Source organism: Flavobacterium sp. AG291 (genome assembly GCF_003350375.1).
GTDB classification, from domain to species: domain Bacteria; phylum Bacteroidota; class Bacteroidia; order Flavobacteriales; family Flavobacteriaceae; genus Flavobacterium; species Flavobacterium suzhouense.
Genome location: NZ_QQAR01000015.1, coordinates 1 through 24,996, shown reverse-complemented (window position 1 = coordinate 24,996; position 24,996 = coordinate 1). Strand labels below are relative to the sequence as shown.

Sequence of the window (24,996 nt, the reverse complement as noted above, 5' to 3'; positions counted from 1 at the left end):
TACATTTCCCTTACCACAAGTTTAAGAGAACACAAGGTACCTTTACATTGTAATCAAAAAACAATATAAGCCATGCCAAATTCAACTGAACTTAAAGGAAACTGGGACGAATTTAAAGGTAAATTAAAACAGAAATATGCCGAACTTACAGACGATGATCTGACATATGAGGAAGGCAAAGACGATGAAATGTGGGGAAAACTTGAACAGAAACTGGGCAAAGCGAAAAAAGAGATATTAGCTCTATTCCAATAGCCTCTTTTCCTTCAGGGTAACAACCGCATATTCCGAAACTGTTCCATAGGCAGCAATCTGCTTATCGAACAGTTTTTTTATTTCGATCAGCCACAAATTTCACCAATTGCATAATTTGTGACTGATTATGTAAACTGAATACTGCGACTGCTAACTAATGCTTTTCTTGCCAAATGTAGCTTTCCACGAACCACAGCACCATAATGACCAAATAACTAATAATGGATGCAGGAACAAACGGGTTAACCTTATACCGTCAGTATCCAGGCCGAAAGCCGGATCGTGATTAATGTACTGGTTATAATTACCCGGGAAGATACAGATGAAAAAAATTGCTGTTATCCATCCCACCTGTACTCGATAACTGGTAAGGAATAACAATGAAAGTCCGAGCAGTAGCTCTACAACACCTGAAAGCGTTACCACAAGGCTTGCATCGAGCGGCACCCAACCCGGCACCTGAGCTAAAAACGGTTCGTGCAAAAAAGAAAGATGCCCTGTTCCTGTAAAGCATAGAAGGCAGCCTAAAAGGATCCTGAAAATGTTTTGTGCTTTAGAATAATGTACTGGAGTTTCCATAGTAAGAGGTTTTTGGTTTAACCAAAGTTAACAATAAACCCTCACAAAAAGCATTAATCTATTGATTTAAAACAAAATACAACTAACCTAACCAATTCCTAAAGTCGTTTACACGTTCACGGCTTACAATAACCTCATCTTCCTTGTACGTTGGGAGAATTATCTTAAGCCTTGAATTGGTATAAACTACTATATCTTTTATTGCATTAATAGAAACAATAAACTTTCTGCTTACACGATAAAATTTCGACGGATCGAGCTCATTTTCCAGCTGTTCAAGTGTATTCTCTAACAGATAATCACGTCCATCTACCGTATGGATGTACGTCCCTTTGTTTTCACTGTAAAAACATTCTGCATCCTCAATATTTATCATTTTGAGGTGCTGTCCCATTTTTACGGTAAAACGTTTTTTATAACTCTTTTCAGAAGGATTGGTCAGCATTTGCCTTATCTGGTCAAAATCCAGCGAAAGGTTCTGGGTTTGTGGCTGCAGGTTCTTGTATTTGTTTACAGCAGCTTCAAGATCGTCTTCATCTATAGGCTTAAGAAGATAGTCGATACTGTTAAGTTTAAATGCGCGTAGTGCGTACTCATCGTAGGCCGTAGTGAATATTACAGCACTTTTAATAGGGATGTTCTCAAATATCTCAAACGAAAGCCCGTCTGAAAGCTGAATATCAAGAAAAATCAGCTCAGGATGCGGATTATTGTTAAACCATTCGAGGCTTTCCTCTACCGAATGCAGCATGGTTTGCGCCTCAATATTAAGTTTCTGCAACTTTCGCTGCAGGAGCCTTGCAGCGGGCTTCTCGTCTTCTATAATGATAACATTCATTGGTGATTTATTGTAATGATTTGATTGATTGTTTTTTGATTTACCCGTTATAACAGGCTGATGACTGAACTATTGCTGATACAGGATTATTCCCATCGTTTGGTGTCATTTTCACCATTCTGATTTCGCCCCATCATTTCTTTTATTTTTCGTTCTTCCCAATTTTTACCCAGTACTATGTCTGTACCAAAAACACCATACCAGTGAAAGAACAAACCTATGCCCCAACAGATTGCTGTTGAGAAAGTACCCCATTCAAAAAAGACATCATCCGATCCGGTATTGAATGCTTTAATTATCAACAAAAAAGTATTAATTGCAAGGTATACAATCAGGTGTTTGTAAAACCCCTGCATTGCCTTAACTTTCTTTCTTACCTTATCTTCTCTTATTTTATCTTCGAGTGAATTTTCCATTTTATTCGTATTTATTGTGTTGGTTTTGTTTATTGATTAGTTCTTTAAGCTTTTTTTCTTCCCAGCTTTTCGAAAGTATGTATTTTGCTCCAAATACAAACAACCCGTGGGCTAACACTGCTAAACCGGCAACCCCTGCCATCATTATAAAGGCAGGACGCCAAAACGTTTCGGGCATAGACGTTTCCAGAAAAAACCAAAACATTAGAAAAAGCAGGTTTACAGTACAATAAGTTATAAGGTGCGTATAAAAATCCCTTAATTGTTCAACCCTTTTCTGAGCCAGAATAAAGTGTGCTGTTTTTTTATTATCAGGCTTCATCTCATTCGTATTTATCCCGTTCCTTGTCTCTTCTCTCCATTTCATCCATAAGTTGTTTCAGCTTTCGCTCTTCCCATCCTTTTCCTAGAAACGGATAACAGTCAAATGCTCCCATACCGTGAAAAAGTACTCCTACCCCCCATCCGGCCAGAGAGAACCAAAACCATTGAAATTGTGGGCTAAACCTTAGATTTATGTAAACCAAGATTGGAATAACAATACAATAACAGGTAAGGTTGATATAAAAACCCTTTATTTCCTTTACTTTTCTTTTTGCCTTATCGTAGGCTATTTTATCAAAATCTTCCATAATAGTTTATTGCCATTTTTTAGATTTTTCTTTATCCATTAATTCTCTCATTTTACGCTCTTCCCAGTCGCTACTAAGGAAAGGCATATAGTTGAATACATTCACACCATGTATTACAACACCTATTCCCCATCCTAAAGCCGGATAAATAAACCATAAATGATCCGGTGAAGTTGCAAAGTTCAATATTGCCAATCCTATATTAATTACGATATAGGATGCCAGGTTACCATAAAAGCCTTTAATATCCTCAATCTTTTTTTGAGCTTTTAAATAATTACTCTCTTCTTTATTGTAATGAGTAGGCTCCATAATTCTAAGCTGTTTTGTTAGTATAGGCAGCTTAACGGTAAAATGTTCTGCCGTTTCCTGTACCAGTACGTTTCTTTCGGTAAGTATAGCATATCGGTTTACGATATTTTGCAATCCTACCCCTTTCCTGTCCTGTAAAACCTCTTTCTTTTGCAAATCATTCTGTACCACCAGATAACCATCTTTTTCAAATATCCTGATATGTAACGGGCGTTGCGGACTCACAACATTATGCTTGATGGTGTTTTCTAAAAGCAATTGTAAGGAAAGTGGTACTACCCTGGCATCAGGATTACTTATTTCCTGTACTTCATAAAAGATACTGTTTTCAAAACGCATCTTCAGCAGGTTCATATAGGTTTTAGCAAACGAAAGTTCTTCCTCTACACTTACCAGTTCCTTATCCTTTTGTTCAAGGACATAACGGTATATTTTTGACAAGGATGTTGTAAAGCGCTGTGCATTGTCGGGATTCTCTTCGATCAGAGAACTCAAAACATTAAGGCTATTGAAAAGGAAATGCGGGTCTATCTGATTTTTAAGCGATTCAAACTGAGCGGATGCAGCTCCTGCAATAAGCTTTTGTTCTTTAACCCTGCCTTCCTGATAACGTTTGTAAAAATAAAACGCATGTACTATAATAGTTACTATTAGCGTAACAATAAGGGCTACATAATAATTCGATATCTTTTCGGTAGCAATAAATTCAGCAAACGATTCTCCCTCTACAATTACATCTTCAAATATTCGCAACAGGAACATTATAAATACAGAAACAAAGAAAGAAGTAAAAAAGCCTAATGCAATCCTCTTTATATTAAGTATAGTCCTATTGAATGCCTTATCGAAATAGTAAAATACAAATGCATTGGCCATGTATAAAGAAACCGAATACAGCATCACAAAAATGAACTGAAGTAACAACTGACGATTCCACGTAAAACTTTGTCCACTAGCCATTGCAACAAATAATAGTACAATAAATATTATCGTACCTATAGCTATGGATTTAAAAAGTTCTTTATACAGATTCTTTTTCATTGTGTTTTGCTTCTAAATTAAGATCTATCTTGTCTTTAACCGCCTTTAGAACAGGCACTACAGCAGCCAATATCCAAAAAGCAAGTATAAACAACATCCATTGAACCGTTTCAGTGGTTCTAACTATAGCTTTATTTTGTCCCTGAAGTATCTCTAATATCTTTTCCTGCGAGTTTATATCTTCAACAGTTTCCGGATAACCAAAAGTACTCAGGCTGGGTGTTGAAGGAAGTAATAGGTACATCACCAAAAACATCGCACCTGAAACAAGCAACATAATCTGAAGGTTTTGAATACTGTCCCGCAACGGATGTCCTATTTTATGCCTTGCTATTTTTGTGTAAAAAACTCCTCCTATTATGAAAGGTATAATGATGAACGCTAAATTTAAATCCTCTAATAACATAAATATCTGCCTATATTGCCTTAATTACTTTTTACACTCCTTAAGTTTTTCCTGTGCCCTGTCTGCACCCCAGTTAGGATGAAAAGGCGTTTCTGGCTTAAAGGTAGCAAAAAGACCAACCGCACGCTCAATTTCATTGCACATAGGTGCCGTATCCTGTCCGAAATAAGCTGCTCCTCCAATTTCAAATTCAGCCTTAGAAAAAACCACTCTTGGATTATTAGGTGCTAATATTTTTGCCTTTGCATACAATTCGTTAGCCTTAGCCGAATATTTCATTCCATTGGTCATTGGGTCATAAACAATCCATGCAGTATAAATCAGGCATTGCATTACCATCAGTTCCGGATTGTCAGGCGAAATTAAAGTTGCCGCATCCTGAGCCTGCTGAGCTTTAGCAAGCAGTCCGCTAAGCTTCTCCTTATCTTTAGTCATAAAGGCATCTGTTGTATTAATAAGAGCAACATAATAATTAGGCAGCCAGTTATCTTTTTCAACTGCAGCTATTCTTTCAAACATAGCCGAAGCTTCAGCAGATTTATTTTCACCCCATAACACAAAAGCCTTTTGCATACCGGTTTCATATTTAGTTTGTGCGATTACAGCATTTGCAATAAGTAAAACGTAAAGTACAATTAGTCGTATCATAATAATTAATTTTAGGTTGTTGATTTTTGATGAGACAAAGATGGCTACAATACGACTTTTAATAAAAAGTGTTTTACCCAACTGTAGAATTTTGAGGATGAATTGTAAATTATATATAGTAAACCCAAAATTTAGATTGAATTTATATACTGCGAAAACATTTTCATAAAATAATCACAAAGTTTTTGCTTAATAACTTCACTTTTTTCTAGTATGTATCATTTTACTTTTTATATTTGTTAAAATTATTGCCAACTAACTGATTATACAATAATTAAAAAGTTACGAAAATGCGTACATCTTTACTTAAATCTTTAGCTCTTATTGGCTTTTTCGCTGCAACCAGCTGCGGAACGAGCGAAGATGGCAGTTCATCGATTGGCAATGGAAGTAACGGAAATGCATCTTCTAATCTGGGTGGATCGTACAATATCATTTCAATGGTCTCTAACATAAGCGTTGATCTTAATAACGACGGCGTTACCTCTAATGATTTGTTTACGGAAATTGATCCCGAAGTATTTAATACCCAAATACCTGAGCTGGAAATAAAACCTGTTGTAGTAAACAATCAGTTGGAAAACATGATGAGTTTTTATCTGCCTCATTCTAATGTTACCATTGAATCTCCTACTTCTACAGGAAGTGTAAGGTTTTCTAAAACCGGACTAGGATATGTTTATGAATTTGATAGCAATACGCAAACAATATCAATAGAGGATAGTACTACTCCCGGAAGTCAACCCGGCATTTATGGTCACATTGAAAGCATTGAAGTTTATGGGGCTAATGGCTTAAAAGCTATATTTACTAAATATTATTACGACTTTTCTGCACCTGCCGGATGGAAACTGTTAACAGTAACATGCATCTATCGCAGAACATAATCTATTAAAAAACTGTTGTTTTTTTATCATATCTGTAAAAATTGCACAATACTCTAGGGTAAACAGTTGTAATGCTGTTTGTCATATAAAAATGCCAAACAACATGAATCAGAAAGAATTTCCTCTATTAAACCCTGTGTCTCTTCCCCATCCCGGAAAGCTACTCATAATTGAGCCCCTAGACTATCCAAATCCTTATGACTTCCATCAGGCACACAGGCATGATTATTTTGAAATCATTCTTGTAAAGAGTGGAAATGGTTTCCAGCTAATCGATTTTTCTCCATATAATATAAAAGAAGGACAGCTTTTTACCATCTACCCGGGTCAGGTACATCTTATGGAGCGTAAAACTGCACAAGGTATGATCATTCAGTTCAAAAAAGATATTTTTGAGTTTATTCATCCTTTAAAACATTCTCACTTATATTTTGCTGAAGCTTCGTTTGACCTGGATAAAGAAACTTTTACCCATTTGTATGATATGACTGAAGGTATCTGGGACCTTCTCCAAAAAGAAGATCTTACTCCTCTGTCTATTCACAAAGCATACAGCTATCTCCAGATTATCCTTATTACCCTGATAGAAAAGCACTGTAATAATACGGTAGATATTCAGGGACATCAGGTAGTAACCCAGTTTCTTTCCCTTCTTCCTCAGAATATAAAGACAAAAAAGAAAGTTTCGGAATATTGTGATCTCATGAATTGCAGCTCTGATAAACTTAATCTTGCCTGTAAGAACAGACTGGGCAAAACCGCTTTAAAACTAATACACGAAGAACTGATACTCGAAATAAGACGTTTACTACTCTTAAACCAGCTTTCGCTAAAAGAAATTGCCTACGAACTTAATTTTGACAGCCCGGCTAACTTTAGTGGATTTATAAAAGCAAATACCGGACTCACACCCACTGAACTTCAGTTATCTATACTCAAAATTTATAACTAATTTCGGTTTTTTAATAACCATCGGTTTAGAGAAGCAAATTAATTTTATAGTCAACCAAAATAACAGTAGCTATGAAAAAAACTGTACTCTTAACAGCCTTACTTTTTAGTATTACACAAAGTATAAATGCACAATGCAATGATGCAGTGCCATTGCCCTACGTCGAAAATTTTGATACGTCTCTCCCACCAGACTTACCAGACTGCACTTACTCGTATAGGCAAACATTTGTAGGCAGTGAGTGGGATTGTGCTATTGCGCCAAACAGCAGCTTTACCGGAAATGTAGGACGCTATTCTACCTACTCAGACGTAGGATGGGGAATGACATGCGATTTTATTCTTAGACCTGTTCAGCTGGCAGCAGGTTCAACATACAATGTGTCATATAAATATGCTAACGAGGATAATCAGCCAGCGATTGACATATTAAGGGTTTCGTTATCTTCTGCTAATGCAGAGATTCAGATACCGCTAGAATCACATGAGTCAATATCAGGAGCTGCACCGGTAAATCATTCGGTTGAATTTACCATAACATCAACAGCCACCTATTACCTTAGGTTTAGCCTTGAAACTTCAGGGAATCAGGGAATACTGTATTTAGATGATATAAAAATTGAGGAAACAGGCATAACAGGAATTCCTGACCCCGCATTAGCAGGAATAATATACTATCCAAATCCGGTTAAAGACCGTTTAACAATAACAAACACTACCGGCTCTGAAAACCTAGAGCTATACAGCATTACCGGGCAATTGTTATATGCACAGCCATCTTCGGAAAATGCTACACTCATTGATTTTCAAAATTTCCCTGCCGGTATTTACCTTTTGAAGACCGGGCTTAAAAACAGTAACAAAACCATCAGTATAATAAAGGAATAAACTAAAAACGGAAGCTTCACTTCCGTTTTTTTTATTTAAGAGCAGGCAGATTATATCTATAAGCGTTTGCGTTTTTTTTATAACAACTACTACAAAATATGCATGTATTTTTACATTAAGTAACCTATTAAAATTGCTATGAAAGTTAGTAGGCTATCCATCTGAATAACTAAATTTAGGTTTTAGTAATTTTTTCGCCTGCAAGGGCACATGATTGATTTTAAAAGTTTATTCAGATGTATAACGGGACTCTATCGAGTCCCGTTTTTTATTAAGCACCTCATCTATGAATCTATAATTATTTACGGTTTTTTCATAACAATGTACCAGAAACACAAACATAACTTTATAACACTGTTAATTTAATAAACAATACTTATGAAAAAGAAAATTACCATTATGCTAATCTTGACAATGTCGGCACTGGCAAATGCACAGTTACAAAATGCTGATTTTGAGCAATGGCAAAATGATCCTTCAGATCCAAATTTCCCTAACAAACCCAATGGATGGATAATTACTGATGGTTTTAGCGAAGCGGCATACTGTATGTATCCCCCTGCAACTGATACTCAAAGTGGAGATTATGCCCTTACACTTGGTATATGGTATCATTATGTGAAAGATGCTGCAAAACAAACTGTTCCCATTGATTACAGGCCATCTGCACTGAAGGGGTATTATAAATATACTGATAATATAATACAAGGCAATTCAGGTCCTGTAAACGATGTTGCACAGGTAAACATCTACCTTACAAAATGGAATGTAGTATTAAGCCAAAATGACACTATTGGCAAGGGAACAATAAACCTTAACGAAAGCATTGACTATAGTAGTTTTACATGTCCGGTAACTTATACCAGTAACGAAACCCCTGATAATGTATCTGTTTATCTTGACTGTACAAGAATTAAACGTGCAGGAGAAACAGAAAACCTAATACGCATGGAAGGTAGTGGCAGCTATTTTACAGTAGACAATATCACCCTTGAGCAAAGCACAGCAGGCCTGGAAGATTTTGCGGTTAACAATATTGAAATCTACCCAAACCCGGCAAGAGACAAAGTAACTATATCCAATTTTACGGGTCAGGCAGAGCTATATGATATTACCGGCAAATTAGTGATATCAAAATCATTGACAGAAGACAAAACTATTACTACCGAACAGCTACAAAGAGGTATTTATACCATTAGGCTTACCGATAAAACAAATACCAGCTATTCGAAACTTATCAAAGATTAATTTTTCATGTATGAGCTGCCAACAAGCAGCATGGTTTTTAATTTAGGTTTAGGTAAAGAAAAAACAGGGCTGATGACCCTGTTTTTGTTTTTACAAATTATCCAACTGGTTCTTAGTCTTATCATCACTGATGGTCCAGAAGAAGCCTACAAAAAAGAATCTGTCAGCCGGCTGGGTAATAGCCTGTCTTGCATATATGCCATTAGTTCCAGGATTATTAGCATAAGTATACCCAAACACATTGTCTGCTCCCATAACATTTGAAACCGAAAAATATAATATTTTTTGTTGGCTTACGAGATATGCCCAGCTAAGGCTAAGATTATTATATGCTTTTGTTTTGCCGTTCATAAAAGCATTTTCATTTGGATTATCATAAGGCCTTCCACTATTAAAGCTATAAGTTACACCAAGTTGCGATCTTAGGTCCTCAATCCAGTATTTAGTAACTATCGATGCATTATGTGTAGCTATGTAATTTGGTGTTACTTCATATTCGTAATTCTTATAGTCTCTTTTACTGTCTATATATGAATACGAAACCCAGTATTCAAGATTTTTTATCAGTTTACTGTCCCTCCAGAAAAGGTCAATACCCTGAGCATAACCATAACCTGCATTGCTGTAGTTTGAATCGAAGGCTGCGGTTATGCCATCATATTTCACTAAATTATCATACTTTTTATAATAAGCCTCACCCCTAAACATTCTTCCATCTGTATTGTACAGATAATTAAAAATATAATGAGCTGTTTTTTGGTGTTCAAAATTCTTGTAATATTTCAGGTAATTCTGTCCCGGTGTCTGGTAAAAATCGCCATAAGCTAATGAAAACTGACTTTTAGGACTCACTTTATAAGCAAGTGCAGCACGAGGTTCAACTGTCCCCTCCTCCAGTACGCTGGCGTATGAAGAACGTAATCCTGCTTTAAAAGCGAGGTTTTTAGAGATAAAAACATCCGCTTCGGCATAGGCCGCTGCTATCGAATTATTATAACCGCTATTAAAATTAAAACCTGTAGGTTCAGTATAGTTTTCATTAAAATCAGTTATAAAATAATCACCCCCAAATGTAAGTTTAAACCTGTCGCTAAAACCTTTGCGCAGTTTTAGTTTCATGTGTGAAGAGTTCTCGGCATTCTTTAACCCATTTACATCAAAAGCCGTTTTATTGTGGCTGTACCCATATGAAATACCGGTCTGAATCGTCCATTGGGTTCCAAACATTCCTTTATAAGAAGTATTAAAATAAAGATTGTCATTTTTGGTATCTACCCTTATTGGTTCAGGCAGGTTAATATCCTCCTGGTTCAGGTCGAAGGTAGCGTGATCAAAAGCAGCATATACCTTAAGCATACCACTATTGAACTTATACCTGTACACTGCTTCGCCCGACATTGACTGATAAGGTTTATTCCAGTCTACATTTTGTGGTACTATCCATTGGTAAGGTTTTAAGTTAAGGTAGGAAAGGTTAACGCTTAGCGAACTCTTATCCCATTTTTGGGTATGCCCCAAACCTAAACCAACAGTCATAATTGCAATATCGCTTTGTTTTTGTTCCGGTTCTTCAATAGTATTAAGTAGCAGCACACTCGATAATGCTTCTCCATACTCTGCCGAATAACCACCTGTAGAAAATGTCATCCCACTAAACAGGAATGGAGAAAAGCGTCCACGGGCAGGCAAATTATTTGCAGTTGCACTATAAGGCTGTGCTACGCGAAGACCATCTACAAAAGTTTGTGTCTCATCCGATTCTCCACCTCTGACAAACAATCTTCCGCTCTCCCCTACGGTCTGTGTACCGGGAAGCGTTTGTAATGCTCCAATAATATCTCCGGCTGCTCCGGCTGTAGTAACAATATCAAGTGGTTTTAGCGCAGTTACTTTACTGTTATCCCCTGCCTGAAAAGAACCCGCTGAAATAACAACGGCATCGAGCGTGTTCACACTAGCTTTCATCGCAAACGTCTGTACTTTATATTCCTCTACAACAATATCCTGTCTGAAATCTTCAAAAAACATTCCTGTAATTACTAACACCTGATTTCCCTTCTCTGGGGTTTGAAAAGAAAAATGACCGGTTTCATCAGATGTAGCACCGTCATAAGTGCCATCTATATAAATATTAGCACCGGTAACAGGCTTTCCTTTTTTGTCGGTAACTGTTCCTTCAATAGTTGTTTGCCCGACAGAAAAGCTGGATACAAGAATAAATAAAAGCGTAATAATTGATTTCATGATTGGTGGTTGTATTGATTTGATGGGTCAAAATTGCAGCTACATTTTCAGATATAATAATAAAGTATCCCGAACTGTAGAATTTAAAGGATGAACTGTATAAAAAATAGTGAATCAATTTACATTCAGAAAAAACCGACTACTTTTGCCGCATCATATTAAACCATCCGATGAAAAAATTATTTTTAATGCTTTTTATAGCATTCCCATTGCTTTCTATTGCTCAAATAAAATTTGAACCTGGCTATTTTATTGAAAATGAATCAAAAACTGAATGCCTGATTAAAAACATCGCATGGAAAAATAACCCAACATCTTTTGAGTACAAGCTAAATGAAGCTGATGATATAAAAACAAAAAACATAAGCACTGTCAGCGAATTCAACATTAATGAGAGCTATAAGTTTATAAGGACAACCACTAATGTAGATCGGTCAGAAACAGCACTGGATCGTTTAGATAATTCTAAACAGCCTAAATGGAATACTGAAACCATTTTCCTAAAAGTTTTGGTAGAGGGAAAAATTACGCTTTACCAGTATGAGGACAGTAACTTTATAAAATATTTTTTTAGTACAGAAAATGATGCAAAAACAGAACAACTTGTTTATAAAGAGTATTTAGTTGATGGAGGGGTTGCCGAAAACAACTTTTTCAGGCAACAGCTGTATAACCTAATGAAAGATGAGAAGTTTACTATATCACGTTTTGAAAACCTCAAGTACAAAAAGAGCGATTTGGTAAAACTTTTTGCTGAATATAATGGGAATTCAGGAACAAAAATGAAAAACCTTTCCGAAAAACAGAATAATGGAAAACTGAATCTGCGTTTTACACCGGGGATAACATTCAATTCTTTGGATGTACTTAATGATGCTTCAAATTATAAGCTTGAATTTGGCAGTAAAATATCATTCAGAATAGGTGCAGAACTTGAATACATACTACCATTTAACAATAATAAATGGTCATTATTTATAGACCCAAACTATAAGTCATTTAAATTAGACAGAATGAAAGGTAATCAAAGTCTATCAGCCAGTTATAAAGCTTTGGAAGTACCTATGGGAGTAAGACATTATATGTATCTTTCTGATAAATCAAGGTTATTTATTGATGCAACCTATGCAGCCTCTTTAAAAATTGGAAATAATTATATAAGATATGGTTACACCGAATTAGAAGTCAGTAACATTTCATCTGTGGCTTTTGGGTTAGGCTATGGTTATGAGAGATATAGTGTTGAAGCGCGCTATACCATTAATTACAATGTACTTAATTATGTTTACTGGAGAAGTAATTTTGATACTTTTAGCATTATACTGGGATATAAGTTTCTTTAATTAACCCCATTTTGCAATAATCCAGTAACTACTTTTGCATAAAAATCAAAGATAGTTATGCCATTACAAAAAATAAAACGAAGCTACCGTAAAACACGCTATGTAGTTTACAAAGAAACTCTTGTAAACTTTAAGGAACATCTATGGGCATTTATAGGTGCTTTTGTAGGTATGGGCATTTTATCATGGTTGCAATATGAAGCATTCCCACAACAGGATTATGTGTTTCTTATCGGTTCTTTCGGAGCCTCATGTGTACTGATATATGGTGTAATACAAAGTCCGCTGGCACAGCCCCGCAATCTTATTGGGGGACATTTGCTATCAGCTGTCATTGGAGTAAGTTTACAAAAACTCATGCCCGAGATGGTATGGCTTTCGGCTCCACTTGCAGTAGCCTTATCAATTGTTGCGATGCAGATGACCAAAACCCTGCATCCTCCCGGAGGTGCAACGGCTCTTATTGCTGTTACCGGAAGCCCGCAAATAAAGACCCTTGGTTACGAATACGTACTAAATCCGGTATTGAGCGGTGCGATGATATTGCTTATCATAGCGCTTATTTTTAATAACATTCCTCATAACCGCCAGTATCCTTCGGCTCCTGCCGTAATAAAATTCAAAAAGTTCAGAAAAGCACTGAAAAAATCAGTCAAAGTATAAAACATACTATATATCAAATGCTCAAAATAAACAAGATACACCATATAGCAATAATCTGTTCGAACTACGAGAAATCAAAACATTTTTACACTCATGTTATGGGATTCACCGTGGTTGCCGAAAATTACCGGAAAGAGCGACAATCCTATAAACTTGATCTCGCGGTTAATGATAGTTATGCAATAGAACTGTTCTCGTTCCCTAACCCACCACAAAGGGTTTCCCGCCCTGAAGCGGCCGGATTACGCCATTTAGCATTTGAAATTGATAATATTGAGCAAGCTGTTGCATGGCTGAATGATAACAATATTGTATGTGAACCAATTCGTGTTGATGAATTTACCGGTAAAAAGTTCACTTTCTTTTCAGACCCCGATGGGCTTCCTTTAGAAGTTTATGAAAAGTAGATTGATGTATTTATAGCTTTTTAAAAAGTACTGTTTGTTTAGATATTCTAACTATCGAAAAATCAAAGTATCGAATTATCGATTAGTCCAACTGTTGAAAAATCTAAAAATCCAACAATTTCAAAACGTAAAAATAGATTACCTTTGGGGTTTACAAAATATTTAGAATCATGGTTTACAAATTCAGAGTTATACTTGATGCAGAAGAAGATATCTTTAGGGATATCGCGATAGAAGATACTGACACACTGGAAGATCTGCACAATGCCATAGTAAATGCCTTTGGCTTTGACGGCATGGAAGCAGCTTCTTTTTACAGAAGTGATGACGAGTGGTCGCAGGGAGAAGAGATACCATTGTTTGACACGGGGGATGTACCCGGAGAACAAAGAACAATGGCTGAATTTGTACTTGCCGACAACCTTGATCAAAGCGAGAATAAAATCATCTACGTTTATGATTTCCTGAATATGTGGACATTCTTTGTTGAGTTGGCTGCTATTGAAGAGCCTGAAAGCGGAGTGGCTTACCCTGAGCTTCTTTTTGCTCACGGAGAGATGCCTGCCACGGCACCTGATCACGCTTTTGGCGCAGACGATCTTGATAATGACCCGTATGGCGAATTTGATGATGATTATGATGAGGAAGACTTTGACATGTTTGATGACGACCAGAGCTTTGGCGAAATGGACGACCATAACTGGAATTAAAACGAAGTTACAAAGTAACTGAGCTTCAAAGTGGCAAAGTTTTAAAGCCACATCCGATTCTGATTAAAAAGTAATAACTTATATTCATAGTCAAAAACTTTGCTACTATGCAACTTTGTGACTATGCAACTCAAAATAGATGATCAACTTATTCAACACACACATAGAAAGCCTTTCTCTTCACAGAGTAGGTAATAAAAGCCGAAATGAGGCTTACTTTTTGTCTGAACAGCCTTATAGTCTTACTGATGAGATTGTTCCTTTACTAAAAGAATATTTCTTTAAGCCATTCAGAGACAAAGAGGAAAACTATTTTCAGTTTGCTCACGATGTGCATTTGGATTACCACGATATGTACAACTATGCTACAGAGATTTTTACAAATCCTGACAGCGTACATGAGGTATCTAAAAAGATAACAAAACACCTTTTTGAGCAATCAAACCATCCGCACATTAAAAATGGTGAGGTATATGTTACTTATCTTACCCACCTTACTATAGACAACAATCCTGTTGATGCCATTGGTATCTTTAAAAGTGAGATTAAAACCGATTTCCTTCAGCTTGAAGAAAAAGGAACCAACCTTGAGCTATTGTTACAACAGGGAATCAACCTAAACAAGCTTGACAAAGGCTGTATCATTTTTAACTACAAAAAAGAAGAGGGGTATAAAATACTTACTGTAGACAGCAACCGTTATGATGCGCGTTATTGGCTGGAGCACTTCCTGTCAGTTGATGCTTTCCAGGATGAGAACTTCATGACTAAAAAGTACATGAAATTTGTTCAGGAATTTGCTAAAGACGTTATCCTGCCGGCTGAAGATAAAAAACAGGAAGTTATGTTTATGAACAGGGCTGTAAACCACTTCGCTAAAAATGACGAGTTTGAAGAAACCAAATTTTTGAATGAAGTAATGGACAATCCGGATCTGATTCCTGAATTTAAAAACTACAAAGTAGAAAAAGCTCCGAAGTACAGCATTGAAGATGTGACTTCTTTCCCTATTGCTAACGCTGCTGTTAGTGATGTTAGGAAAACCATTAAAAATGTTATCAATCTTGATACCAACATCCAGATCAAAATGGACTTCATTAACCCTGAAAGTGCAGAGAAATTTGTAGAAAAAGGTTGGGATGAGGAAAAACAAATGTACTATTACCTTGTTTATTTCAACAAAGAACAAAAATCGTAATTATTTAAATTACAATATATAAAGAGGCTTTTGGCCTCTTTTTTGTTGTTAAAACATTCGTAAAAATGATATGCTAACATACTTTTATCTTTTTGTTACTGTATTATTTCCTAATTTTCCTTAATCATTTCAGGAGGAACACTATGATAACAAAGCTCAGACTGCTTGTACTTATGGTATTTTTTGCCAGTGCTTTGTCATGGGCTCAGGTAACCCCTCCGGTAAAAAAAGATACCATAAAACCACCCAAAGACCAGATGTATAAAAATCTGGAAGACTATTCTAAAAGAAAGAAATTCACAAAATTCATCCATAAGCTCATCTTTAAACCGGTAGAAAAGCAAAAACCGGCCCGCTCAAGAAAAAAAGAAAAAGAGCGAAGCCCGGAGATGACTACCAGCCTTAGCAGTGCTGAAGGTAAAATCGTTAGAAAGATTAACATTGAAACACTGGACCCTTTTGGTTATTCGATTAATGATACCACCAAAAAAGCCAAAGACTGGATTCAGCGGGCAGGTAACAGCGTTCATCTTAAAACGAAACAATTTACCATCAGAAACCTGTTATTAATCAAAAGAAACAGGCCACTCGATACCCTGTTGGTTAAAGAATCTGAACGTTTGATAAGAAGCCAGCGTTATGTAAGGCGGGTAGTAATAAAACCTGTAGCTATAGCTAACAGTCCTGATTCGGTTGATGTATATGTCAGAGTATTAGATTCCTGGAGCCTTATTCCAAATGGTTCTTTCTCAAGCTCAAGTACATCTATGGAAATTACTGAAAGGAATTTTTTAGGACTTGGCCATGAATTCCGTAATGATTTTAAAAAAGAGTTCAAGACGGGAGAAACAGAATATTATACCCGATATACGGTACCAAACATTATGAATACCTATATCAACGCATCCATAAACTATGAGATATGGAAAAATGACAGCTACCTTAAAAGCTTTGGACTGGAAAGACAATTCTTCTCTGCCTTTACTAAATGGGCAGGAGGCGCTTATGCCGAATCACGAGTGATGAAAGATTCGCTTCCGGATGTTAATAATGACTGGAAGCTTTTAAATTTCAAATCGGATGCTCAGGATTTTTGGGCAGGGTATGCATTTAAAATTTATGAAGGTGACTCAGAAGCAGAGAGAACAACAAGACTGGTAACCACCGGAAGATATTTTTCGCAACATTATAAAGAAAAGCCGTCCATAGCTTATGATTCTGTAGGCTACTATGGGAATGAGAAACTATATCTTGCCAGTATCGGTTTAACTTCACGTAAATTCGTGCAGGATAAGTTCCTTTTCAATTATGACATCGTGGAAGACATACCCATAGGAAAAGTATATTCGCTTACTTCCGGTATGCAATATAAAAACAATGAACACCGGATGTATCTGGGTGGGCGCTATGCTTTTGGAAACTATTATAACTGGGGATACTTTTCCATAAATGCCGAAGCGGGTACTTTTTACTATAAAAACAGAACCGACCAGACAACTCTGGCAATTGATATGCTTTACTTTAGTAATATCAAAGATTGGGGTCAATGGCGATTCAGGCATTTTATAAAACCGGAACTTGTTTTTGGTGACAACAGGATGGCTATTATAAAAGACCAGCTAAACATAAATGAAGCCAATGGTTTACAGGGCTTTAATACACAATCGGTATTAGGAACCAAAAAACTCGTGCTTACCTTACAAACACAGTCCTACTCTCCATGGAATATATTTGGTTTCAGGCTTAATCCTTTTGCAAATTTCAGTATGGCGATTATTGGCGATGAGCAAAATAAACTTTATGAAAGTAAAGTATATAGTAAGTTGGGATTTGGTATACTACTGTACAATGACTATCTGGTATTTAACAGTTTTCAGCTTTCTTTTGCTTATTACCCAAGTATACCGGGTCAGGGAGAGAATATCTTCAAAACCAATTCTTTTAAGAATAACGACATATTGCTTCCTGACTTCCAGGTTGGTAAACCTACAGTGGTCCCTTATCAATAATAATTCTATTTCTTTTAAAATATCGGTAACAAAACATTACAGTGGTCGTCTTACTTAAAGAACCATAAAACAATTATTTTGGAAACGATATTAACCATAAGCAACCTTGACAAAAAGTTTGGCAAGGTACATGCCGTAAAAAATGTTTCTTTTGAGATAAAAAAAGGAAATGTATACGGAATTTTGGGGCCTAACGGAAGCGGAAAATCAACCACACTTGGAATAGTACTAAATGTAGTAAACAAAACATCGGGCAACTACAGCTGGTTTGGCGGTACCTTAGAAACCCATGAAGCGCTTAAAAAAGTAGGAGCCATCATAGAACGTCCCAATTTTTACCCATATATGTCGGCCTACGACAATCTGAAACTGGTTTGCAAAATTAAAGGAGCTCCTGAGCATAAAATATATGAAAAGCTTGAATTAGTTGGACTTTTAGAACGAAAAGACAGCAAGTTCAGAACTTTCTCCCTGGGTATGAAACAACGTCTTGCCATTGCTTCTGCCCTGCTTAATGATCCCGAGATACTTATTCTTGATGAACCTACAAACGGTCTCGACCCTCAGGGAATCAGGCAGATTAGGGATATTATCAGACAAATAGCCGCATCAGGCACTACCATATTACTTGCTTCTCACCTGCTGGATGAAGTAGAAAAAGTATGCAGCCATGTTGTTGTATTACGAAAAGGCGAAATGCTGTATAGTGGCACTGTAAACGGCATGATTGCCAATGAAGGCTTTTTTGAGCTTCAGGCTAATGATAATACTGTTTTAGCTGGAATGCTTTCGCAGCATGAAGCTATCGATAAGATTGAAGAAATTGAAGGCAAACTCCTTGCCTATCCAAAAACAACATTGGATCCTTCAGAACTGAATCGCTACTTATTTGATAAAGGCATAAGTCTGAGTCACCTGTCATACCGAAAACACAGTCTTGAAGAGCAATTCCTTCAATTAACTTCTAACAAACCTTCAAACTAACAGCCATGAAACGTCTCTTATCAATAGAACTGGAAAAATTGTGGAAAAACAGGGCCAGCAAAGTACTTGTAATTACCTATTTCGTATTACTTACCTTAATAGCTCTTTTAGCTTCAGTTAATTTCAGCATCATAGGAATAGATTTCCGTTTAGCAGATTTAGGAATATTTAACTTTCCTTTTATTTGGCATGCCAATACATGGCTGGCATCTATATTGAAAATATTCCTTGCCATTGTTATCGTTTCAATGATGGCTAACGAATATACGTACGGAACACTAAAACAAAACCTTATTGATGGTCTGAGCAAAAAAGAATTTGTTTTATCAAAGGTGCTAACCGTGAGTCTTTTTGCTCTTGTGTCAACATTATTTATTTTTATAATGACACTGATACTCGGTTATTCTTTTTCATCTTACACAGAAACTTCAATTGTGTTTACTGACCTTCAGTACATTGTTGCATATTTTATCAAACTCATTGCATTCTTTTCTTTCTGTCTCTTCTTAGGGGTTTGGGTTAAACGTTCTGCTTTTGCCATTGGGTTTATACTGTTGTGGTTTATCGGCGAACAGGTTATTCAGGGACTATTGTATAAATTTGTATTTGAAACAAGGCAAGCTCTGAATCAGGTTGCTCAATTCTTTCCAATGGAATCTATGAGCAATCTAATAAAAGAACCCATATCACGATTCCAGCTTTATAAGACTATAGAAAACCAAATAGGTGGCCAGGCTAGCATAAAAGATTATGATGTACATTGGTATCAAATCGCAATCGTGATTTTCTGGACAGCTTTCTTTATTTACATGTCATACAGAATATTAAAGAAAAGAGACCTGTAAGTTTCAAAATATAATAAATAAAGGGGATTTTATACAAAATCCCCTTTATTTATTATTTAACTTAAAATCAGCTTAATGTAAATTTATATATTTACAGCAAGAAAAATTATTGCCCTTGCTATGAAAACTCAATTTACACTTATTATGCTGATTTTATTTGGCATAAGACCCCTGCTTGCCCAAAATGACTGCTCCGATGCCATTACTGTGTGCGGAAATACCGGTTTTACCGGACTTAATGCTACCGGTGGAGGAAACATAGATGAAATATTTAACGGTAATAATGACTGTAGTGTAACTTCTGAAGCTAACAGCTTGTGGTTAAGGCTCCCAATAAACACCAGTGGAACTTTAGGCTTTACCCTAACACCTCTTAACCCTGATATTGATATAGATTTCGACTTTTATATTTTTGGACCTAACGCAACCTGCGGAAATCTTGGTCATACTATTCGCTGTTCTACGACAAATCCGGCAGCAGCCGGTTCTTCCTCCAATCAAACCGGAATGAATGATGTTGAAACAGATACCTCTGAAGGACCTGGTGAGTTTGGAAACAATTTTTTACAATGGCTTACAGTTCAGGCAGGTGAAGTATATTACCTTGTAATAGACCGCCCTATAAACCCTAGTGGTGTTACCTTGGATAGTGATTTCTCTATAGAATGGACGGGTACTGCAACTTTTTATGCTTCTCCCGAATTTGTTAATCCTCAGCTACAGTCTACCGACATTGTAAAGTGTGACGATGATGCTATAGACGATCAGATGACTCTTTTTGATCTGACTACTAACGAAACGATGTTTCTTGCTGGTCAGCCAGATGTAGTGCTTACATATCACCACAATGTAAACGATGTTATTACAGGTGAAAATCCTATAGCAAATCCTTCAGCTTATACTAACACTAGTAATCCTGAAACCATTTACATTAGAATGAGCAGGACTACTACCGAATGCTTTGTGACCGATCAATTTGAAATTAAAGTAACAAATCCTGTAACAGCCGGGCAACCCGATAACCTTGAACTATGTGATTTTAACGAAACCGGTAAACAAAAATTCAACCTTACAACAAATGATGCGTTGATACGAAATGGAAATTCATCAACTTCGGTAACCTATTATGCTTCTCAAAGCAATGCGCAGCAAAAAGTAAATCCACTGCCGGGCCTGTATGAAAACGCTACTACGACCATTTGGGCAAGGCTTGAAAGTACAGGTTCTTGTCAGGGGCACGACATAGTATCATTTACAGTGACTGTGACTCCGTTACCGGATATCATTTATACGCTTGATGTTAAAGATTTGACCGAGGAAGACAACTCTATTGCAGTCGTTATGGATAACGAACAGGATTATGAATTTGCAATTGATAACGGTTCCTTTAGTGACAACCCTTTATTTACAAGACTTGAAACTGGACAGCATACGGTTTACATAAAAGCAAAAAGTGGCTGTAAAACTGTTAGTGAAGAAGTAATAATATTAAATTACCCTAAATTCTTTACGCCTAACGGGGATAATGAAAATGAAGTATGGAGAATTCCTTACCTTAACCTTCATCCTAACGCACAGGTCACCATTTTTGACCGTTACGGAAAGATTATTACCGCATTTACAGGAAGCGGCAGCTGGGATGGTACTTTTAACGACTACAAACTCCCATCAACGGATTATTGGTTTGTATTACAGCTTACTACGGGACGAATAATAAGAGGGCATTTTTCAATGATCAGATAATTTTTCATATTTTTATTGAAAAATTAACATTGCTATGCTGTGAGGATTACCTGCACACTTATATTGTTGCTTTTATGTTCCCTTACTGTAAAAGCTCAGAACGACTGTCCCGATGCTATTATAGTATGTGGGGATGCGAACTATTATGACCTTGACGCAACAGGTTGGGGTGATATTCAGGAAATAAGCCTAAGCAATGCATGCTGGAGTCAGGAAAACAATACCGTATGGCTTAAGATACTTATCAATCAGGGTGGTACTCTTGGCTTTTTGCTAACTCCTGAAAATAGTGATATAGTAACCGATTTTGATTTCTGGATGTTTGGTCCCGATGTGGAATGTAACGCTTTAGGTACCGCCATACGATGCTCTACTACAAACCCAGGTGCGGCAGGCCTTGATTATGTTACAACCGGGATGAATGGTACAGAAACTGATGTATCTGAAGGACCTAATGGTGACGGTAATGCCTTTGTACAATGGATTACTGTTCAGGATAACGAAACCTATTATCTGGTTGTAGACAGGCCACATGGTTCAGGAAATTTCTCAATGGAATGGACCGGAACTGCCACATTTCATACAGTTCCTGTCTTCCTGAATCCGAACAACATAAATACCGATATACACCTCTGTGATAAAGACGGTATAAATGACCAAAAAACAACATTTGACCTTACAGTACATGAGGCTATGTTTTTAGGTGCTCAAAGCCCGATGGTTGTGACTTACCATCAATCCCTTAACGATTCGACCAATGGTGTAAACCCTATAGCTAATCCTCAAACGTATGTAAATCTTTCGGTTCCTCAAATAATATACATGAGGATGACGAATGTTATAACGGGCTGTTTTACAACCGAAACACTTAATATAATTCTCGATCCTCCGATGATTTCAGGTATGCCATCTGATCTCACAATCTGTGTCCCCTACAGCAATAACGGAATTGGAGAATTTGACCTAACCCTAAATGATGACAATGTTAGGGGTAACAATCCGCCCTCTACAATAGTCACTTACTATGCTTCACAAGCTAATGCACAAACCGGAGTTAATCCTGTTGGGCCTTTATTTACCAACACCATACCCGATCAACAAACACTTTGGACCCGTTTGGAAGATGTTGACGGATGTTTTAGTTATAATTTTTATCCGTTTGATCTTATTGTAAATCCAATACCTGTTTTTAACAATCCCGGTAATATTCCACTGGATATTATACAATGTGATAACGATGGCATAAGTGACAATCCAAATCTTTTTGACCTGACTATTCACAAAGATATGCTAACCAATTCGCAGAGTGAGTTAGTGATTACCTATTATCTCAATGCTAATGATGCTGAAGAGGATATTAATGCAATAGCAGGCCCGCAGGTATACAATAACAATATTGATTCGCAAACCATTTACATGCGTATAACGAACATACTCACATTATGTTATGATACGCTGTCTTTTGAAATTATTACCAATCGTGTTTTAACCGGAACACCAAACAATCTTGCGCTTTGTGATATCGACCAGAATGGATTCAGGGAATTCGATTTATCTGAAAATATTCCGCTTATACAAGATGTTTACACCGATGCTACGGTAACTTTTCACACATCACAAGCTGATGCTACAAGTGGCACTAACCCAATTAGCTCTAACTATACCAATTTAGTAGCCTATGAAACGCAAACCATTTGGGCAAGACTTGAAAAAGACTTTGGAACGTGTATCGGATATGATATAACTTCGTTTACTATTTCGGTAATTCCACTCCCTGAAATTACCAATCCTGACAATATCTCCTTTGATCAGACAAAATGTGACCTTGACGGTATAGACGATGGTTCGACAGAATATGACCTTACTATCCATGAGGATACAATGATAGGAACACAAAACAACGTTGTGTTTAGCTACTATTTAACACAACAGGATGCTGAAGATGCTACAAACCCTGTTAGTACTCCTACTGCCTTTGCAAATACTGTTAATCCGCAAACTATTTACATAAGACTTTACGATTCTGCTACGCAGTGCCATCAAACCGGAAGTTTTCATATAAATACTTTGTCAATTCCTCACATTGCCCCGCAACCGCCATTACTGGTTTGTGATATAAACAATGATGGTCATGCCGTATTTAACCTTGATCCGGTAATTCAGCAAATCACTACTGATTTAGGAAATGTAGTCGTTACAATGCATACTACGTTTGACGATGCCTTTTTTGGTGTTAATAATATAACTAATACCGATGCTTACCCTAACATTAATGCAAATACCCAAACGATTTATATTCGTGCAGAATCAGCTCCCGGTTGTGTTGACATCCAAACACTGCAACTCATTGCCAGCCCTGTGCCTGTAGCAGCAACACCTGACGCCTACCCTCTTTGTGATGACGGAGCTAATGATACAGACGGAGAATCAATTTTTAACCTTACCAGTAAAAATACACAGATACTTAACGGGCTTGATCCTGCTCAATATTCAGTTAATTATTACATAAGTGAGCAGGATGCAATAGCAGCTACCAACCCTATCACTAACCCGATGAGCTATAGCTCAGGCAATGCAACTATCTGGGCCCGTGTAACCAACAATGTAACAGGCTGTTTTGACATAGTAAGCTTTGAACTTATCGTAAATCCTTTACCGGTTCTGATAACCAACCAAAGTACCTATACACTTTGTGACAGCACAGAACCTGTGGAAGTAGAGACTTTTGATCTTACCTCAAAAATTCCGGACTATATAGCCAGTGAGAATGGTATAGTTATAACTTTTCACCATACATTTAATGATGCAACGACAGATATAAACGCTATAACCGACCCATCAAATTACCAAAATAACGAACCCGGAGTAGAGACAATATTCATACGCTTTGCTATTGAAGCTACAGGATGTTACAGAATTGGTTTCCTGGATGTAAGAACCTATCCTTTACCCATAATTCTTGAACCAACTCAGAAAGATCTCACTGTGTGCGATACCAACGGATCGGGTATAGGAGAATTCAATCTTCAAGCATTAGTGTCAGATATGCAGAACGGTGAACCGGGGCTTATTATAACTTTCCACGAAACAGAATTAGATGCAAAAAATGGTATCAATGCCATTCCCAATACTACAAACTATATCAATGCTACTCCTACCCTGCATCTTATATGGGTTAGAGTTACCGAACCTGCTTTTGGATGTTTTAGAACCTACATGCTTACCCTGACGGTAGAGCCAGCACCACAGGCCCCTGCATTAGAGGATTTGGTATACTGTGATGATCAGGATAACAACGACCAGGATGGCAGAAGGCGTATAGACCTTACAGTTCAGAATACAGTGATCAGCGATGCCCTTGGTCTTATCATCCCTACGGATATCGTTGTGGAGTACTATACCAGCGAGGCCGCTGTCCGCGCGGGAGTAGGCAGGATCGTATCAGAGACTTCATACCTTGCCACCCACGGCGATCATATCTGGGTAAGGGTAGAGAGCGCCGTAGCAGGCTGTTTCAGTGTAACGGACTTCTTCATTATCGTGAACAAGCCACATGCCCTGACCACGCCAGGCCAACTGGTGAAGTGCGACGAGGAACTGCCTAACGATGCCATTGTGACCTTTGACCTTACCGAGAAAGAGAATGAGATCTTAGGCGCAGCCGGCCAGGGGCAGGGTTATACGGTAAACTACTATGAGACCAACCCTGAGCTACCGGGTGGAGCTACCCCTATAGCAGATCCTACATC

At 37.2% G+C, this 24,996-nt stretch carries 24 protein-coding genes; 15 read left to right on the top strand and 9 right to left on the bottom strand.

The features are described 5' to 3' along the window. Window positions 1-72 precede the first annotated feature (72 nt). Window positions 73-255 (top strand): CsbD family protein, encoded by a 183-nt coding sequence (locus DEU42_RS14810; protein ID WP_114759093.1) that lies wholly within the window; start codon window positions 73-75, stop codon window positions 253-255. A gap of 150 nt (window positions 256-405) precedes the next feature. Here the strand turns inward: DEU42_RS14810 and DEU42_RS14805 are convergent, their stop codons facing one another. The 8 genes from DEU42_RS14805 to DEU42_RS14770 all read right to left on the bottom strand — a co-directional run bounded on the left by DEU42_RS14805 (window position 406) and on the right by DEU42_RS14770 (window position 5,127). Beyond that, the gene (locus DEU42_RS14805) at window positions 406-834 is read right to left on the bottom strand and encodes a hypothetical protein (protein WP_114759091.1); all 429 of its coding nucleotides are present in this window, start codon (window positions 832-834) and stop codon (window positions 406-408) included. Between the two features lie 82 nt (window positions 835-916). Then, window positions 917-1,672 carry a LytR/AlgR family response regulator transcription factor gene (locus tag DEU42_RS14800; RefSeq protein ID WP_114759090.1) on the bottom strand — a complete coding sequence of 252 codons (756 nt, stop codon included), beginning with the start codon at window positions 1,670-1,672 and terminating at the stop codon, window positions 917-919. An 86-nt stretch (window positions 1,673-1,758) separates the two neighbouring features. Then, on the bottom strand, window positions 1,759-2,088 hold the full coding sequence (locus DEU42_RS14795) for a 2TM domain-containing protein (RefSeq protein ID WP_114759089.1): 330 nt from the start codon (window positions 2,086-2,088) through the stop codon (window positions 1,759-1,761). 1 nt (window position 2,089) lies between these two features. Further along, complete coding sequence (locus DEU42_RS14790) at window positions 2,090-2,455, bottom strand: 2TM domain-containing protein (protein WP_114759088.1); 366 nt, start codon at window positions 2,453-2,455, stop codon at window positions 2,090-2,092. Continuing rightward, the gene (locus DEU42_RS14785) at window positions 2,412-2,720 is read right to left on the bottom strand and encodes a 2TM domain-containing protein (RefSeq protein ID WP_114759087.1); all 309 of its coding nucleotides are present in this window, start codon (window positions 2,718-2,720) and stop codon (window positions 2,412-2,414) included. The genes DEU42_RS14790 and DEU42_RS14785 overlap by 44 nt, the downstream gene beginning before the upstream one ends. 6 nt (window positions 2,721-2,726) lie before the next feature. Continuing rightward, window positions 2,727-4,073, bottom strand: coding sequence for a 2TM domain-containing protein (locus DEU42_RS14780; RefSeq protein ID WP_114759086.1), 1,347 nt, complete (start codon window positions 4,071-4,073; stop codon window positions 2,727-2,729). Beyond that, the gene (locus DEU42_RS14775) at window positions 4,054-4,350 is read right to left on the bottom strand and encodes a hypothetical protein (RefSeq protein WP_147278136.1); all 297 of its coding nucleotides are present in this window, start codon (window positions 4,348-4,350) and stop codon (window positions 4,054-4,056) included. Before DEU42_RS14775 ends, DEU42_RS14780 begins: the two co-directional genes overlap by 20 nt. 153 nt (window positions 4,351-4,503) lie before the next feature. Continuing rightward, window positions 4,504-5,127: a hypothetical protein gene (locus tag DEU42_RS14770; RefSeq protein WP_114759181.1), complete on the bottom strand. Its 624-nt coding sequence runs from the start codon at window positions 5,125-5,127 to the stop codon at window positions 4,504-4,506. Between the two features lie 290 nt (window positions 5,128-5,417). Between DEU42_RS14770 and DEU42_RS14765 the strand changes: the two genes are divergently transcribed. The 4 genes from DEU42_RS14765 (at window position 5,418) to DEU42_RS14750 (ending at window position 9,101) form a co-directional block, all read left to right on the top strand. Further along, window positions 5,418-6,014, top strand: coding sequence for a hypothetical protein (locus DEU42_RS14765; RefSeq protein ID WP_114759084.1), 597 nt, complete (start codon window positions 5,418-5,420; stop codon window positions 6,012-6,014). A gap of 103 nt (window positions 6,015-6,117) precedes the next feature. Further along, a complete protein-coding gene (locus DEU42_RS14760; protein ID WP_158537887.1) occupies window positions 6,118-6,966 on the top strand; it encodes a helix-turn-helix domain-containing protein in 849 nt (282 codons plus the stop codon). A gap of 71 nt (window positions 6,967-7,037) precedes the next feature. Then, on the top strand, window positions 7,038-7,853 hold the full coding sequence (locus DEU42_RS14755) for a T9SS type A sorting domain-containing protein (protein ID WP_114759082.1): 816 nt from the start codon (window positions 7,038-7,040) through the stop codon (window positions 7,851-7,853). 378 nt (window positions 7,854-8,231) lie between these two features. After that, a complete protein-coding gene (locus tag DEU42_RS14750; protein ID WP_114759081.1) occupies window positions 8,232-9,101 on the top strand; it encodes a T9SS type A sorting domain-containing protein in 870 nt (289 codons plus the stop codon). A 90-nt stretch (window positions 9,102-9,191) separates the two neighbouring features. Here the strand turns inward: DEU42_RS14750 and DEU42_RS14745 are convergent, their stop codons facing one another. Next, on the bottom strand, window positions 9,192-11,345 hold the full coding sequence (locus tag DEU42_RS14745; RefSeq protein WP_114759080.1) for a TonB-dependent receptor: 2,154 nt from the start codon (window positions 11,343-11,345) through the stop codon (window positions 9,192-9,194). Window positions 11,346-11,515: 170 nt separating this feature from the next. Here DEU42_RS14745 and DEU42_RS14740 point away from each other — a divergent pair, with 170 nt between their 5' ends. From DEU42_RS14740 to DEU42_RS14695, 10 genes are all read left to right on the top strand, one after another. Further along, entirely contained in the window at window positions 11,516-12,688 is a 1,173-nt protein-coding gene (locus tag DEU42_RS14740) for a tRNA modification GTPase (RefSeq protein ID WP_114759079.1), read from the top strand. Between the two features lie 57 nt (window positions 12,689-12,745). Then, the gene (locus DEU42_RS14735) at window positions 12,746-13,351 is read left to right on the top strand and encodes an HPP family protein (protein WP_114759078.1); all 606 of its coding nucleotides are present in this window, start codon (window positions 12,746-12,748) and stop codon (window positions 13,349-13,351) included. 17 nt (window positions 13,352-13,368) lie between these two features. Next, window positions 13,369-13,758 (top strand): VOC family protein, encoded by a 390-nt coding sequence (locus DEU42_RS14730; protein ID WP_114759077.1) that lies wholly within the window; start codon window positions 13,369-13,371, stop codon window positions 13,756-13,758. A gap of 170 nt (window positions 13,759-13,928) precedes the next feature. Then, entirely contained in the window at window positions 13,929-14,468 is a 540-nt protein-coding gene (locus DEU42_RS14725; protein WP_114759076.1) for an IS1096 element passenger TnpR family protein, read from the top strand. 139 nt (window positions 14,469-14,607) lie between these two features. Next, entirely contained in the window at window positions 14,608-15,666 is a 1,059-nt protein-coding gene (locus DEU42_RS14720) for a nucleoid-associated protein (protein WP_114759075.1), read from the top strand. A 143-nt stretch (window positions 15,667-15,809) separates the two neighbouring features. After that, the gene (locus DEU42_RS14715) at window positions 15,810-17,675 is read left to right on the top strand and encodes a hypothetical protein (protein WP_114759074.1); all 1,866 of its coding nucleotides are present in this window, start codon (window positions 15,810-15,812) and stop codon (window positions 17,673-17,675) included. Window positions 17,676-17,753: 78 nt separating this feature from the next. Continuing rightward, entirely contained in the window at window positions 17,754-18,659 is a 906-nt protein-coding gene (locus DEU42_RS14710) for an ABC transporter ATP-binding protein (RefSeq protein ID WP_114759073.1), read from the top strand. A gap of 5 nt (window positions 18,660-18,664) precedes the next feature. Continuing rightward, the gene (locus DEU42_RS14705; protein ID WP_114759072.1) at window positions 18,665-19,504 is read left to right on the top strand and encodes an ABC transporter permease; all 840 of its coding nucleotides are present in this window, start codon (window positions 18,665-18,667) and stop codon (window positions 19,502-19,504) included. Between the two features lie 120 nt (window positions 19,505-19,624). Beyond that, on the top strand, window positions 19,625-21,247 hold the full coding sequence (locus DEU42_RS14700) for a T9SS type B sorting domain-containing protein (RefSeq protein WP_114759071.1): 1,623 nt from the start codon (window positions 19,625-19,627) through the stop codon (window positions 21,245-21,247). A gap of 39 nt (window positions 21,248-21,286) precedes the next feature. Beyond that, window positions 21,287-24,996 (top strand): hypothetical protein (locus DEU42_RS14695; protein ID WP_147278135.1); only part of this gene is annotated, 3,710 nt, incomplete at its 3' end.